The sequence below is a fragment of the Shewanella sp. SR44-4 genome, assembly GCF_014163715.1.
GTDB lineage: Bacteria > Pseudomonadota > Gammaproteobacteria > Enterobacterales > Shewanellaceae > Shewanella.
Map to the genome: position 1 here is coordinate 1 of NZ_JACJDU010000052.1, position 15,505 is coordinate 15,505.

The 15,505-nt window shown below is 42.5% G+C and carries 16 protein-coding genes; 8 read left to right on the forward strand and 8 right to left on the reverse strand.

Features of this window, described 5'->3' with window-relative positions:
• Positions 1–58 precede the first annotated feature (58 nt).
• Positions 59–577, reverse strand: a complete 519-nt coding sequence (locus H5125_RS18445; RefSeq protein ID WP_182744964.1) for a GNAT family N-acetyltransferase — start codon at positions 575–577, stop codon at positions 59–61.
• Positions 578–735: 158 nt separating this feature from the next.
• Here H5125_RS18445 and H5125_RS18450 point away from each other — a divergent pair, with 158 nt between their 5' ends.
• Entirely contained in the window at positions 736–2,076 is a 1,341-nt protein-coding gene (locus H5125_RS18450; protein ID WP_182744965.1) for a M20 family metallopeptidase, read from the forward strand.
• 469 nt (positions 2,077–2,545) lie between these two features.
• Entirely contained in the window at positions 2,546–3,055 is a 510-nt protein-coding gene (locus H5125_RS18455) for a peptidylprolyl isomerase (protein ID WP_162023965.1), read from the forward strand.
• 157 nt (positions 3,056–3,212) lie between these two features.
• Here the strand turns inward: H5125_RS18455 and H5125_RS18460 are convergent, their stop codons facing one another.
• On the reverse strand, positions 3,213–4,421 hold the full coding sequence (locus H5125_RS18460; protein ID WP_162023964.1) for a porin: 1,209 nt from the start codon (positions 4,419–4,421) through the stop codon (positions 3,213–3,215).
• 369 nt (positions 4,422–4,790) lie between these two features.
• Here H5125_RS18460 and H5125_RS18465 point away from each other — a divergent pair, with 369 nt between their 5' ends.
• Positions 4,791–6,263: an MBL fold metallo-hydrolase RNA specificity domain-containing protein gene (locus H5125_RS18465; RefSeq protein ID WP_182744966.1), complete on the forward strand. Its 1,473-nt coding sequence runs from the start codon at positions 4,791–4,793 to the stop codon at positions 6,261–6,263.
• Positions 6,264–6,308: 45 nt separating this feature from the next.
• Here the strand turns inward: H5125_RS18465 and H5125_RS18470 are convergent, their stop codons facing one another.
• Complete coding sequence (locus tag H5125_RS18470; protein ID WP_011639018.1) at positions 6,309–6,644, reverse strand: helix-turn-helix domain-containing protein; 336 nt, start codon at positions 6,642–6,644, stop codon at positions 6,309–6,311.
• Positions 6,645–6,749: 105 nt separating this feature from the next.
• Here H5125_RS18470 and H5125_RS18475 point away from each other — a divergent pair, with 105 nt between their 5' ends.
• From H5125_RS18475 to H5125_RS18485, 3 genes are all read left to right on the forward strand, one after another.
• Positions 6,750–7,517 carry an SDR family NAD(P)-dependent oxidoreductase gene (locus H5125_RS18475; protein WP_182744967.1) on the forward strand — a complete coding sequence of 256 codons (768 nt, stop codon included), beginning with the start codon at positions 6,750–6,752 and terminating at the stop codon, positions 7,515–7,517.
• 208 nt (positions 7,518–7,725) lie between these two features.
• Positions 7,726–8,250 (forward strand): DUF3087 domain-containing protein, encoded by a 525-nt coding sequence (locus tag H5125_RS18480; RefSeq protein WP_162023961.1) that lies wholly within the window; start codon positions 7,726–7,728, stop codon positions 8,248–8,250.
• Positions 8,251–8,338: 88 nt separating this feature from the next.
• The gene (locus tag H5125_RS18485) at positions 8,339–9,349 is read left to right on the forward strand and encodes an LLM class flavin-dependent oxidoreductase (RefSeq protein WP_101085073.1); all 1,011 of its coding nucleotides are present in this window, start codon (positions 8,339–8,341) and stop codon (positions 9,347–9,349) included.
• A gap of 145 nt (positions 9,350–9,494) precedes the next feature.
• On the opposite strand, the gene H5125_RS18490 is transcribed toward H5125_RS18485, so the two are convergent.
• On the reverse strand, positions 9,495–9,917 hold the full coding sequence (locus H5125_RS18490; RefSeq protein ID WP_182744968.1) for an organic hydroperoxide resistance protein: 423 nt from the start codon (positions 9,915–9,917) through the stop codon (positions 9,495–9,497).
• 322 nt (positions 9,918–10,239) lie between these two features.
• Between H5125_RS18490 and H5125_RS18495 the strand changes: the two genes are divergently transcribed.
• Complete coding sequence (locus H5125_RS18495; protein ID WP_182744969.1) at positions 10,240–12,003, forward strand: alkaline phosphatase; 1,764 nt, start codon at positions 10,240–10,242, stop codon at positions 12,001–12,003.
• A gap of 125 nt (positions 12,004–12,128) precedes the next feature.
• Here H5125_RS18495 and H5125_RS18500 read toward each other — a convergent pair whose 3' ends face one another.
• The 4 genes from H5125_RS18500 to arfB all read right to left on the reverse strand — a co-directional run bounded on the left by H5125_RS18500 (position 12,129) and on the right by arfB (position 14,733).
• Positions 12,129–13,136: a class I SAM-dependent rRNA methyltransferase gene (locus H5125_RS18500; RefSeq protein ID WP_182744970.1), complete on the reverse strand. Its 1,008-nt coding sequence runs from the start codon at positions 13,134–13,136 to the stop codon at positions 12,129–12,131.
• 91 nt (positions 13,137–13,227) lie between these two features.
• Entirely contained in the window at positions 13,228–13,620 is a 393-nt protein-coding gene (locus H5125_RS18505; RefSeq protein ID WP_182744971.1) for a DUF3859 domain-containing protein, read from the reverse strand.
• Positions 13,621–13,645: 25 nt separating this feature from the next.
• Complete coding sequence (gene aroQ / locus H5125_RS18510) at positions 13,646–14,092, reverse strand: type II 3-dehydroquinate dehydratase (RefSeq protein WP_182744972.1); 447 nt, start codon at positions 14,090–14,092, stop codon at positions 13,646–13,648.
• Positions 14,093–14,316: 224 nt separating this feature from the next.
• Complete coding sequence (gene arfB / locus H5125_RS18515) at positions 14,317–14,733, reverse strand: alternative ribosome rescue aminoacyl-tRNA hydrolase ArfB (RefSeq protein WP_011639009.1); 417 nt, start codon at positions 14,731–14,733, stop codon at positions 14,317–14,319.
• 326 nt (positions 14,734–15,059) lie between these two features.
• Here arfB and H5125_RS18520 point away from each other — a divergent pair, with 326 nt between their 5' ends.
• Positions 15,060–15,425 (forward strand): STAS/SEC14 domain-containing protein, encoded by a 366-nt coding sequence (locus H5125_RS18520; protein ID WP_101085080.1) that lies wholly within the window; start codon positions 15,060–15,062, stop codon positions 15,423–15,425.
• Positions 15,426–15,505 lie beyond the last annotated feature (80 nt).

Consider the following 15,505-nt stretch of genomic DNA (forward strand, 5'->3'; position numbering starts at 1 on the left):
TGAGATAGATTTAGAGCTTAGATTTAGAGCTTAGCGTTAGTACTTAGATAAGTGCTCGTTAGTTGCCGTTCAATAACATGACATAACGATTAAAAGTAAATTCATCTCGTTGGAATTGAGAATGAAATGTCATGCCTAACTTTGTGGCCACGTTGATCGAGCCGCTATTGGCATCGACAACATCGGCATAGACGATGTCTAAATCCATGTGTTGTTTGGCATATTCGATACAGGCTAGGTTGGCTTCTGTCGCTAAACCAATACCCCAGTAATCAGGGTGCAAGCGATAACCAATATCGACGGCATTAATACGAGTTTCATTTTTAAAACCGCAAAACCCAATCACAGTATTGCTCTCTTTCAGTACCACAGCCCAACGGCCAAAACCGTATTGCCGATATTCAGCTAACCAAATATTGGTAATGATATTTTCGGCGTCGGGTAATGTTGTGCACATTCCAGCGTCACCGGTATAGAGGCTGACTTGTTCTGGAGCATTAAAATGCAATACTGCAGGTGCATCTTCAAGGGTAAATTCTCTTATAATGAGTCTTGGTGTTTCAGTAATGACTGTCATTGATTTCCTTTATTATTATTTCTCTGACCACAATGACTTAATCACTATGCCACGATTAACCTTATCCCTTAACTTGCGGTTACCTAAAACCCATTACAAAGTGGCTTAAGCTTATGGTAGGTTAACATACTCAAATCCCGACAATTAAGAATAATAATATGACCTGCTTACGTGTTGCGTACCCCTTATTGGCGTTAGTGTTTTCAGCTTCGTCGTTATCATTTACTGCTAGTGCGAGCGATCTTGATCTCTCTGTAAGTAAAGCATTACCAAAGCTTGAGCAACTATATCTACACCTGCATCAACACCCTGAATTGTCATATCAAGAAAAAGCCACTAGCCAACGCATGGCGCAAGAACTCAAGCAATTAGGCTTTGAGGTTACTGCTAATTTTGGCGGTTATGGTGTGGTCGGTATTGTCAAAAACGGTAAAGGGCCCGTGGTGATGATCCGTGCAGATATTGATGGCTTGCCAATTATTGAGCAAACGGGAAAAGAGTACGCCTCGACCGTGACAACCCTTAATGCGGACAACAGTACCGTTGGTATTATGCATGGTTGCGGCCACGATATTCACATGACCAGTTTAATTGGTACTGCACAGCAACTGATGCTTCACAAAGCTGACTGGCAAGGTACTTTGATGATGGTGGCTCAACCCGCAGAAGAAGTCGGTGGCGGCGCCAAAGCCATGCTCAAACAGGGGTTGTTTAGCCAGTTCCCAACACCAGACAGCATTATTGGTTTGCATGTGAGTGCGTCAATTCCTGCAGGCAAAGTCGGCACCGTAAGTGGTTATGCCTTGGCGAATGTTGATTCGGTTGATATTACCATTAAGGGCAAAGGTGGCCATGGTGCTTATCCGCACGTCACTATTGATCCTGTGGTACTTGCAGCGCGCATAGTACTTGCACTGCAAACCATTGTTAGCCGCGAAGTCTCGCCGTTAGAGCCTAATGTGGTTACTGTTGGCGCTATTCATGGTGGCTCAAAACACAATATTATTTCAGATGAAGTGAAGCTTCAGCTGACCTTACGCTCGTATAATCCTAAGGTTCGTGAGCAGCAAATCGCGGCGATTAAACGTATTACTACCGGTATCGCGATTAGTGCTGGCTTGCCAGATGACCTTATGCCTGTGGTGTATGTGCATGATGATGAAACCATTCCGTCAACCTATAACGATCCCACGTTAGCCGCTAAGGTTAAAGCCAGTATTGAAGCCGAGTTAGGCAGTGACAATGTGCTGGTGGCACCACCGGTAATGGCTGGCGAAGATTTTGGTTTATATGGGCTCACTGCAGAGAAACGTCCGATTACTTTATTTTGGCTGGGCGGGGTAGAACCTAGCCAGTATCAAGCGAGTGTTGAGTCTGGCGATACCTTGCCGTCTTTGCATTCTAGTCAGTTTGCGCCAGATTATTCGTTAACTATCCGCACTGGGGTTAGGGCTATGACAAAATCCGCGATGGATTTATTTAATCAACCAGCGCAATAAACTTGAACTTTTACATTCAAGTCAGTTTGCACCCGGTTATCTATGCCATTAACCATTCGCACTGGGGTTAGGGCTATGACAAAATCCGCGATGGATTTATTTAATCAACCAGTGCAATAAACTTGAACGTTTACATTCAAGTCAGTTTGCACCCGGTTATCTATGCCATTAACCATTCGCACTGGGGTTAGGGCTATGACAAAATCTGCGATGGATTTATTTAATCAACCAGCGCAATAAACTTGAACGTTTACATTCAAGTCAGTTTGCACCCGGTTATCTATGCCGTTAACTATTCGCACTGGGGTTAGGGCGATGACACGCACCGCGATGGATTTATTTAATCAACCAGCGCAATAAGTGGAAAGTGTTTAAAGGATAGAATTTCATTCAACAATAAGCGCGATAGCCGCCTACGGTTCTATATAATATAATGGCGGCTATTCTCATTTTTGGAACATGGCTGTATATGATTATCTTTAGCACCAACCTTGGCGATTTTACCGTAGAGCTTGAAATGGAACGTGCGCCGGTTTCTTCAAAAAACTTTTTAAAATACTGCCAAGACGGTTTTTATGACGGCACTATTTTTCATCGGGTTATTAAAGGTTTTATGGTGCAGGGCGGTGGCTTAACCGCCAAAATGAAAGAAAAACCTACTCGTGACCCTATTGCCAATGAAGCCAATAAAGGTTTGAACAACGTGTTGGGTACTTTGGCGATGGCTCGAACAGATTCGCCGCATTCAGCTACTGGGCAATTTTTTATTAATGTTGCCGACAATGATTTTCTAGACCACGCAGCAATGACCAATGCGGGTTGGGGTTATGCGGTGTTTGCCAAAGTGACCGCCGGTATGGATGTTATTCAGCAAATGGAGCGAGTTAAAACAACGACGATGGCAGGCCATGAAGATGTACCGCGTGAGCCGATTATTGTTGAGAAAGTGACCATTGTTGACGAGAAACCTGTTGCTTAAATATGCTGTGCTATTTACACACTCGCTATTAAACATTAGCGAGTAAGTAATAGCTATTAAGCACTTACTATTAAGCACTAGCTAAAACAACGCAATAAAAAAGGTTCGACATCACTGTCGAACCTTTTTTGATCTGTGTTAAACCACAGTAGTCACATTAAAGTGTGAAACGAATACCAATGGCAATGCCGTCATCTTCAGACAGTTCCATTCTGGCTTGTTGTGCTTTGTCTGCACTGGTGAAATCGCTGTAATCACGGCGAGCTTCAACATATAAAACAGTATCTGGGTCAAATACATAATGTAAACCTACTACGAAAAACTGACGTTTAAAAACGTCATCTTGATCGGCATTGTAGTTAGGTTGGATCACGTAGTTAGATCCAGCATCAAGAATGTTGTACGAAATAAAAGTACGAATGTTGTTATCGAACTTGTACGAGAACAATGATTCAATGCCCACAGCGTCGTTAATTAAACGACCGATATTGTCGGTGTCATGATTTTCGTTTTTGTTTACGTTGGCAGCAGCATAAAAACCATTCTGCTCAAAGTTGCCCCAAGTGATACCCATGCCGTAAATAAGATCAACAGCAGTGGATGTTCCACCGTTACCAAAGGTCACATCAAACTCACCACGGTTAACACCGGCAGTTAGCACTAGCTTATCAGTGGCTTGGTAAGTGACAGCACCACCATAGGTATAGTTATACTCAACTTGCTGTGCCGACGTTGAACTTGCTGCCCATAACTCTTCACAGGCATCTTGAGTGATATTTTCTACATCACAAGTATAGAAAGCACTGTTTTTAAGTTGGGCTTGCACGGCAAAACTTATGTCGCCAAAGCTGTTACGATATTGAACTGTTTTGTCACCACGACCGACACCATTTACCGCGCCGTCATCTTTGTTGTAAGTGTAAACACCCGCAGTGTTTCCGTCCCATACAAAGCCATAGTTTGTGCTGTACACCACGTCATACCAAGCACCCCATTGCTTGCCAATTGTGATGCTACCGTATTTGTCATGTGATAAACCGGCATAACCAAGACGATTATAGAAAAACTCGTCTTGAATTGATTCAAAGCGATTATTGTAAACAATATCTGTGCTACCTACTGGATTTACACCCCATTCAAGCAAGGCGTAAGCTTTCCAGTCATTTTGTAGTTGACGACTAAAACCAAAATTAATCCGTGAAGCACCGTTAACAACTTCTGTTTCACCTTGAGTATTGATCACGCGCGCATCGATAAAGCCGCCAATTTTAACCGCATTAACATCATCTTTATAAACTTCGATTGCTGACGCTGCAGGTGCAATAAGAATTGTTGAAATTAATGCTGCAATTAATGTTCTGTTCATTTTAATCTCTTGTCTTGTTGTTTGAGTAAGCACAGCTTAGTCCGTTAATATATCTTTCCATTGAGGCGACGGAGAATATCAAACCTATGAGTGACTCACAAAGTGAAATGTGCTCAAAAAAGGCGATATATCTCATAAAATTCGTTGTTCAATGACTTAGTAAAATCGAGTGTTAATACTGAGTTGTACCGCAGTTAACAATTGTAAGTAAATGTTAATTGGTGGTTACTTATGCACTTAATGTGGTTTTTTATTCGCCTTTAAAATAGCGTGTTTTTTGAGCGTTTATTTGATGTAGATCGCGACTTTATTTTACCAATGGCATACGCTTAATTTAGCACTGTTATCGATTTTATCGGGGGCGACATTATGGACATGACTTTACAGTTTCACGGCGCAACTCAAGAGGTCACTGGATCTTGCCATTTACTCACAGTCAAAGGGCAGCAAGTGCTGCTTGATTGTGGATTAATTCAAGGGAGTAAAGCTGACGCGTTACGTAATCACGATCCTTTTCCATTCGACGCCACACAAATCCATGCAGTGGTATTAAGCCATGCCCATATTGATCATTCTGGCCGTTTGCCTTATTTGATTAATCAGGGGTTTACTGGACCCATTTATACTCAAAAAGCCACCGCACAGTTATGTGATGTCATGTTGCGTGATGCAGCCATGCTGCAAGAAAGAGATACCGACAGGCAAAATAAAAAACGTGCAAAACATGATTTAGAACTGCTTGAACCGCTATTTACCGAAAAAGATGTCGATCAAGTAATGGCGCAGTTTGTGATGGTAGATTATGGCCAGCGAGTGCAGGTTGCCGATGGGGTAGAGGTTTGCTTGTCCGATGCGGGACATATTCTGGGTTCTGCGGTGGTGGAGTTGTGGTTAGGCAATAAACCTCAACAGAAAAAACTGGTTTTTAGTGGTGATTTAGGTCGTGCAGGTATGCCGGTTTTGGATGACCCAACGTTTATTGAACAAGCTGATTTAGTGCTAATGGAAAGTACTTACGGCGATAGGTTGCACCGCAGTTGGCAAGATACCTTGGTTGAACTGAAATCAATTTTCAAACGAACTATTCATGAAAGTAGGGGCAATATTTTGATCCCGGCATTTTCAGTGGGACGTGCTCAAGAGCTTCTTTATCTATTTCATTTATATGCCAAAGAGTGGGACTTATCACGTTGGCGTATTTGTTTAGACAGTCCAATGGCGATAAAAGCAACCGAGGTATATGTTAACAATTATCCGTTGATGGACGATGACTTTAAGCGTTTTACCCGCTTATCGCCTGGGCAACATCCGTTGTTATCCAGTGCTGAATTTGTGTGTAGCACTGAAGAGTCGATAGAGTTGAACGATATTCATAAAGGATTAATCATTATTGCCGGCAGTGGTATGTGTAATGGCGGCCGAATTCGCAATCATTTTGTGCATAACCTATGGCGTAAAGAAGCCGATATTATTATTTGTGGTTTTCAGGCAATGGGAACGCCAGGGCGGATATTAGTCGACGGTGCTGAAGAGCTGACGATTCATGGCCAAAGTATTAAGGTTGCTGCCAGTATTCATACTGTAGGTGGGTTATCAGCCCATGCTGACCAAGCCGAGTTATTGTCTTGGTATCGCCATTTTGAGCAATCACCCGCGGTAATATTGGTACATGGTGAACTAAAAGCACAGCAAGTATTGATTGAAGCGCTTAATCAAGACAGTGTTAAAAAACCGAAAAATAGCGCCATTGCTGAGCGAGGAGATTGTTTAGACTTAAACGCTTTGCCAGAGTTTGTGTGGCTGAATAAGGCGAGTGAATATAATGATCCATCAACAATTTAATTTGAGTGAAGGGGTTATTAGGTGAACGATTGCTTAGCCTGCGGGCTAAGCATCAATTTCGTGTTGCAGCTTTTCAATATCGTCTAATATGCGCATAAACTTTTGCCCAAATTCGGTCACTTGGTATTCTACTCTCGGTGGAATTTCAGGGTAATTAATTTTATTCAAAATGCCAAATTCGATGTTTTTTTTCAAACATTGATTCAGTACTTTGGTGCTGAGTCCTTCAACTGATTTTACCATTTCACCGGGACGATTAATGTTATTGGCTAATAACTGATACACAGTTAATGACCATTTACAGCCGTAAATGGTTTCGACCATACGGGCACTTTTTTCTGGAGCAGACTTTCGCAGAAATAATTTTTCTTTTGTATTCATTAATATGTACCTAAAAGTACCTATAGGACTTAATTGTACTTACTATTCAATTGGATAGTTTGCCAATAAGCTTAACACACTTACTCTTTTATTAGGTGTGCTCAAATGACGAATTCAACTCAAACAACAGCGCTGATTATTGGCGGCACAAGCGGTATCGGTTTTGAAACCGCCAAGCAACTCGTGTCTCAAGGTATTGATACCATTATCGTTGGCAATAAAACCGATAAACTCAATGCTGCAGTGGCGCAACTGTCTTCGCTGGGGAATGTCAGTGGGTTTCAAGCCAATTTATATGACCCGCAAGATCTCAGCCGTTTGATCAATATGATCAATTCCATGGATCATAAAATCGATCATTTAGTGAATGCTGCAGGCTATTTTAATCCTAAGCCGTTTTTAGATCATCAAATGAGTGATTACGATATTTACATGGAGCTTAACAAAGCCATTTTTGTGATTTCACAAGCGGTAGCCAGAAACATGATTAAACATCATGGCGGTAGCATAGTGAACATTGGTTCTATGTGGGCTAAACAAGCCATTAAAGCCACACCGTCAAGCGCATATTCTATGGCCAAAGCAGGATTACATGCGTTAACTCAGCACATGGCAATGGAACTAGCGGATCATAACATTCGTGTTAATGCGGTATCGCCAGCTGTTGTTAGCACGCCAATTTATCAAGCTTTTATCGAACCGCAAGATATGGCTAGTGTGCTTGACAGTTTCAATCCATTCCATCCCATTGGCCGAGTAGGTAGTCCGACCGATGTAGCCAATAGCATAGTATTTTTGTTATCAGATAAAGCCGCTTGGGTGACTGGCGCGGTATGGGATGTAGATGGTGGCGTGATGGCTGGCCGTAACTAATACTCCGCTTACAATAGAGCATTGCCTATTTGAAATATGAATGTTTGGGGGGCGATCTTGGTCGCTCCTTGTTACTCGCTAACTTACATCCAATAACATTACATCCGATAACTTTAGATTAAATCACACTTAATAAGCGTTAATATTTCATTCTATAAATCGCTCTAACACGTTAAGCTATAGATAAATAAGTGATGTGAGCGGCGTGATGAAGTTAGTTAACATTAATAAAAGCCAGTATCGTTCGGTTAATAATCAAGTGCAGATAGGTTTAGTGGCAACGCTGGCTATTTTGTCAGTAATATTGGGTCAGTTGATGATCTATTTTTTTGGCGTTAAGCCATTACCCGGTGCAGAGGCTACTGGCAATTTTCATCTTAATTTTACTGGGGTGATTTTGGCGTTAATGGTGTGCGTATTTTTAATACGTAACCTGCGTTCAAAACCGAAATTTTATGAAGTGTATTATGTGTGGCAACTGAAACAGTTGCAGAACAAAATTTACCGCAAGCTTAAATCGATTCAACTAGCCGCCAAAGACAATAACCGTGATGCATTAGTCATCCTCAGTTTTTATTATCAAAGCTTAGCGCTAGTGTATGAGTTAGATAACAACACCTTAACTATTTCAAACGTCAATAATGAGTTAGATAAACTACAGAAATGCATTGATGCGGCTGGTATTTCTGTTGATGCTGATGAGTTTACTCCCGACATGCTACAAGCCTTTTAGACCATCATCTGTTGATAACTTTTTTGCTAGCGTTATAGCGTGGTTTTCAGCGGATGCCATCAATTCTTACCTTAAATAAGGAGCCATGATGTCAATATTGGCAGATATTCCTTTTTCATTACTCGAACTCGCTCCGATGCGCGAAGATGCCAACGTCACTGAAACGTTACAAGGTAGCCTGCGTTATGCCCAACATGCCGAAAATGTTGGTATTAATCGTTTTTGGTTGGCTGAACATCACAATATGCCAGGCATTATATGTTCGGCAACCTCGATATTAATTGGCTATATTGCAGGTGGAACTCAACGTATTCGTGTTGGCGCTGGCGGGATCATGTTACCTAATCATGCCCCCTTAGTGGTTGCAGAGCAGTTTGGCACCTTGGCCAGCCTGTATCCCAACCGTATCGATTTAGGCTTAGGTCGCGCACCCGGTAGCGACCAAGTGACGAGTCGCGCATTGAATCGTGATGATAGCCGAGCAGAGCATTTCCCAGAAGAAGTGAGCGAACTGCAATCATTATTAGGTCCGCGAGCGCAGCGTCAGCAAGCTGCCTCCGCCCAAGTGAGAGCGATTCCGGGCGAAGACACTAATGTGCCAATTTGGTTATTAGGTTCAAGTTTGTTTAGCGCTCAGTTGGCTGCAAAACGTGGATTGCCGTATGTATTTGCAGGCCACTTTGCGCCGCGTTTTTTACATGATGCAGTAGCGCTTTATCGACGTGAATTTATCCCTTCGGCGGTATTGAGCAAACCTTATGTTATGTTGGGATTACCTTTGGTCGCCGCCCCAACAGATGCTGAAGCAGAGCACCTTAGTACTAGCTCGAAACAACGTATTTTGGCGTTAATTCGTGGCAATGAAATGTGGCTTAAACCGCCTGTCGATAGTATGGATGGGTTGTGGAGCGAGCAAGAGAAAAGCTACGTCGATAACTTTTTAAGTTTGTCGGTGTGTGGCGGACCAGCAACGATTAAACATCGACTTGAAGTGATTGTTCAACAGCTAGGTGTTGATGAGCTTATGTTTACCAATGACTTATATGACAGTGAACATCGTTTACGCGCCCTGGATATTTTAATGAGCGTGAAACAATAGCGCAGCTAAAGTCATCGAGTTGACTAAGTAAGTTGACTAAGTAAGTTGACTAAGTCAGTGCTAATAGGCTGCCACAAGCACAAAAAAACCAAGACAAATGTCTTGGTTTTTTGTTTTAAGTCAGTAAAACGGGTTTACAAAAAGCTTAAATCGCTTGACCGTTTACGGTTAATTTTACATCGATGTTGCCACGTACTGCGTTTGAGTATGGGCAAACTTGGTGCGCTGTTTTCACTAACTGTTCAGCTTCTGCTTGGTCTAAATCAAGTTCAACTGCTAGCGCTACTGTTAATGCAAAACCACCATTGTCATTGGCACCTATACCGACAGTTGCTGTCGTTGGAGCAGCCTTGATAGCGACTTTACTTTGGCTGGCTACATGCAGAATCGCGTTAGAAAAACATGCGGCATAACCTGCAGCAAATAACTGTTCTGGATTAGTAAATTCACCGCTGCCACCCATTTCTTTTGGGTAACTTAACTGTAAATCAACTTTTTTGTCGTCGGTAGAAACTTGACCATTACGGCCTGCTAATGCTGTTGCTGAAGTGGTATATAGTGCTTTCATAGTAAACCTCATGTAAAAGTAAATTAATTTAAGTTGCGCGCAATCTAATTGTGTTCACTATAGCTAAGCCAAAAATAATTTGCAACTACATTGTGCGCAATTTAATTTTTATTGTTGTCTTGTTCTCTAAAAATCACTATCTAAAAATCACTATTCAATGGCTGTAAACCTTAGTTTTACTTCAGTATCAATTTGATTAGCTTGTCATTCTTCTGTCACCTTTATGTCATCATTAGCTCTCACAATAGCCACTCATTAGACCTCTTAGGCTGTGCTAAGCATCGCCACATAATATGCGAACGATAAAAAATAAGGATAGGCTATGAAACGGTTTGTAACTCGTCGTGACTTTTTGGCTATGTCAGCTAAAGGTGCTGGGGCAGTAGTGGTGTCTTATGGATTAATGGGCTGTAGCAGTGATGATGACGATGTTGTGTCAGGTCAGTTTTTGCAAGGGATTGCCAGTGGCGACCCTGCTGCAGATGCGGTGATTTTATGGACTCGCGTTACGCCTGATGTTGAAGGTGATATTACTGTGTCATGGGAAGTCGCCACTGACAGCAACTTTAGTCAAGTAGTCACAAACGGCCAAACGGTGACGAATAAAAACCGTGACTATACCGTTAAAGTGGACGCTGTTGGGCTTGAAGCAGGTCAGCAGTATTACTATCGTTTTAAAGCGGGTGAAACGGTATCGGAAATGGGGCAAACACGTACATTACCTGAAGGTAGCGTAGCGTCAGTTAAGTTGGCGGTAATGTCATGCGCTAATTTCCCTGCTGGTTATTTTAATGTGTATGAAATGGCTGCACAGCAAAATGATTTGGACGCTGTAGTGCACTTAGGCGATTATTTATATGAGTATGCTCGTGGTGAATATGCCAGTGAACATGCTGTCGAGCTTGGGCGTGAAGTGTTGCCAGCCGGTGAATTATTTTTATTAGACGACTACCGCACCCGTTACAGTCAATATCGTAGTGATGCGAGCTTACAAAAGCTACATGCCAAAGTACCGTTTATTACCGTGTGGGATGACCATGAAGTGGCCAATGATACCTGGAAAGGCGGTGCTGAAAATCATAATGATGGTGAAGGTGATTTTGATCAACGCAAACAAGCCGCACTACAAGCGTACTTTGAATGGCTGCCAATTCGTCCATGGAGTGAAGGTAATCATGAAGAAATTTACAGAAGCTTTAATTACGGTAACTTGGTTGATTTGCACATGCTCGATACTCGGGTATTGGCTCGCGATAAACAATTAGAATATAGCCAATATATTGATGCGACCACAGGTGCATTTAACAGCAGCACATTTCTCGCGGATGTAACCGATACTAACCGCACCCTGTTAGGCCAGACTCAACTATTGTGGCTACAACAAACTTTGTTGCAGTCTACTGCTAAGTGGCAAGTATTAGGTCAACAGGTGTTAATGGGCAAAATGTTAATGCCTGCTGCTATTGCGACTCAGCAAATGAGTATTCCGCAGTTTGCTGAGCTTGCCGGATTAGCGCAGCTAGCGGGCCGTGCTCAAGCTAGCGATCCAACGTTAACCGCAGAAGAGTTAGCTTACTTACAAGCGAATCAAGCCAAGCTGACGCCAGAGGTGATTGCATTACTACAGCTGCCCGCAATTCCATACAACTTAGATGCGTGGGATGGTTACGCCTACGAGCGCGAAGTGATTTTAGCGACGGCAAAGTCGTTACAACATAACTTGGTGGTGATTGCCGGTGATACCCATAATGCATGGGCCAGCGATTTAACCGATAGTGGTGGCGATATTGTCGGGATAGAGTTTGCCACAAGCTCGGTATCATCCCCAGGTCTTGAGTATTACTTAGGCTTGTCTGATGCTGAAATGCCAGCAACTGAAGCAGCAATAGTCGGTTTGATCGCCGATCTTAAATACGCCAATTTAAAAGATCGTGGCTACTTATTACTGACATTTACTGAAAATGAAGTCCGCAGTGATTGGCAATATGTTGATACGATTTTAGATAAGACATTTGTTCAGTTAGACGCCCGTGGTTACAGTGCCACCAGTACCGCTGGTAGCCCTAACGTCACGCCAGTGTCGTAATCAATTGATGTGAATTCGCAGATACAATTCAGCCACCGTGAAGGTGGCTGAATAATTTATATAAGCGGCATATCGCTTAGCTAAACCTATGGCTAATCCATAGTTAATCTATGGTTCATCAATAGCTAATCTATGGTTAGCACGACAATTTTTAACGGATGATTGTCATCAAATGCGGGGAAGTCTGGGTGGCAATCTAACCACTGAGTCGCAGTGACTTTACGGCCTTGCTTTTCTACGCAGCGGACTAGGCTGTCGTACCATGCTTGGCGATCAACTTTAGCGACATTATTACAACAGACAATTTTACCGCCGACTTTGGTGGTTAATACTGCTGGTTTAAATAAACCTTGGTAATCATTGACTAAGTCGACAATACCAAAGGCGCTTTTAGCAAACCGTGGTGGATCTAAAAACACTAAGTCGAACTGAGCAACACGCAGTTTAGGGTATTTAGGCAGCTTTTGATTACGACGACCGCCAATAGGCAACCCCGCTAATTGACGCAATGCCGGAAACGCATCACTTTGCACAAATTCACACACATCAGTGACATTGTTTAGCTCAGCATTTTTTTGACCTGCAGTTAATGCAAATGATGAAAAGTCGACATTCATGACTTTACGAGCACCACCCATTGCTGCTGCAGTACCAATACCACAAGTGTATGAAAACAAGTTTAGAACACTCTTATCTTGGCTGTTAGCGCGCACATATTCACGCCCAATACGCATGTCTAAAAATAGCAGCGGATCTTGACCTTCATGGCGTAGCTTGGAGGTAAAAGCAATGCCATTTTCATGGATAACTTGCTCTGATTGCGAGAAGTCTTGGGCTTCATTTTCGGCATGATTGATAACACGAGAATGGCTGCCAGAGCGATCGTTGTAAACGATATGGTAGTCCGCGTGCGCAGTCAGTAAGCTTGATATGTCTTCAAGTTGCTGAGCCGATAAGGTTTGGTGAAACGTTTGAATCAGCCATGCATCGCCGTAACGGTCAATGTTAAGGCCATTTTCACCTTCAACGGTGCCGTGAAAAACCCGATAACAATCAGTATTATCTTTGGCAGCTTGCTCAAAAAAAGTGGCACGCTTGGCTAAAGCATCGGCTAAAACAGCTTGAATGGACATGAGGGCTCATTAAATGGTGTGGCTATTGGCGCGGATTATAGCAAACATTCTAACTTAGTGAAGTTGCAGTACAGACTATTAAGCGTCGCAATTAATCTGGTAGATGCACCTTAAAGGTTTTGTCGGCAATGATTTTGCCATTTAACTCCAGCGTCATCCGCCAATTACCCACTTTGTTACTTGCCGGCGCCCAAATGCAATCGCCCAGATAAAAACGCCAATCGTTTTCTTTAATAAATATCTCACCATCAAATGGCGGGCTGACATTACCGTCGTCATCGGTAATGTTAGGGTGGTAAATACAATAAGTGAGTACTTGGTTTTTAGCCTTTTTGATGCGGGTAATAAAGCCAAACTCAGTATCGATAATGCTAGGCACATGGACTGTTGCCGCTAAAAATCGCGGTAATTCATCACTATCGCTATTCCATTGGCTAAAGAGTCCGCTATAAATAACGCTTACATCGGCTTTTAACTTACTCAAGGGCTATCCCTTTATAGAATGATATTTAGTGTTTATCGCTCAAGTGCTTAATCGCCGCTTGCAGAGCAAAATCATAACCTTGTGCGCCTAGGCCACAAATTACTCCTAGGGCTTTATCTGAAAAGTACGAATGGTGCCTAAAAGGTTCGCGGGCATGTACGTTAGATAAATGTACTTCAATAAACGGAATAGCTACCCCAAGTATGGCATCACGCAAAGCAACACTGGTGTGCGTAAAGGCAGCTGGATTGATAATAATAAATTGAGCGTCGGTAGCATGAATTGCATCAATCAATTGATACTCGGCATTGGACTGAATATGTTCAAGCGTAACGCCTGCCTGAGTCGCATTGCGAGTTAATTCATCCACAATAGTGCTGAGTGTTTGGTGACCATAATGTCCGGGTTCGCGACGGCCTAATAGATTGAGATTAGGACCGTTGATCAATAAAACTTTTGCTGTTTGGCTCATGATGGTTCCTATAAAAATCGCAAGATAAGTCGGCTTAATATGCCGCACAAAAGAGGGTTCAACAAGCATTCTTACCGAAGACGGTTATCAGGTAAACCAAAAAATGCTCAACTAGGGTAATACCTTAGTCATTGAGTGATGGCGGATTCACTTTGTTGCTAATAATTTGCTAGCGACTTACTAATGATTTACTAGCAACTGGCTAATGATTTACTAATTACTTATTAATAATCAGATTTATTTTGGCGCATCGCTTTAGTGGCACCACGTTGTTTTTTGGTTTCAATGCGTCGTTTTTGGCTGCCTTTTGTCGCCTTGGTTGGTATACGGGCTTTTTGTACTATGCCGACGCTTCTTACCAGTTCAATAAATTGTTCCAGTGCGGTTTGGCGGTTAAAATCTTGGCTGCGTGATTGTTGGCATTTTATTATAACTTTGCCACTTTTGGTAATACGGTGATCGGCTTTTTCAAGCAGCTTTTGTTGGTAGAACTCGGGTAAAGAAGATGAGGCAATATCAAAGCTGAGTTGCGCTGCGGTTGATACTTTATTGATGTGCTGGCCACCCGCACCACTTGAACGGACAAACTGCCATTCAATTTCGTTATCTTGCAATATGACGCGCTGAGTTATTTGTATCATTCGGTTGTAGTGTTCCCCTTAATTAACGGTCATAAACCTATAACGCTGCTTACTGTTTTTTAAGCGGCATGTTTATGTGCTGTAGTTACATTCTACCGCAGTCTGGGAAACTTTTCAGGGTTGTCTGCTGTGGCATGGATTGCGATAAGTGAATTGACCTTAGCGTGGGGATTGAATTAAAAAGCCTGACTGGCCTCAGAGTTATGACATATTTAATGAAATAACCAGAATAGTTTTGTTATCATGAGCGCCATTGTCGCTTTACACGATAACATCACCGTATAAAGTCTGTTCTATGGCCTAGTTAGAGGGCCGGAGTTGCCGTTATGTTATGTCAAATCCCCGATATCACTAAAGGTGTTATTAGCTTATTTGTCAGTGGCCGTTTATCGGCACAAGATTACCGTACCCGTTTACAGCCCGCCATTAAGAGTTATCGTAAAGACTGGAATCAAGTGTGTCTTTATATTGAAGCCGATGTGTTGTTGGAAGGCTGGGAGTTTGGCTCATTAACCGGTAGCGGAGAAGTTCAGTTACCCGCGTTTGATGCGTTAGTGTTTGTAGGCGGCCCAGATTGGGTGGGTAATTCTGTTAGGCTGATGGGACCCTTTATGCAGGGCGAAGTTGCATGGTTTCCATTAGAGCGTAAACAAGAAGCCATTACTTGGATTGCTAAGCGATCTCTGCGCTAGAGTGGCCTGTAAATAATTTTGTGGCACCTTTTTACTCGGTTATCGCTTATTTATGTCGAACAACGACAGATGATAAGTTC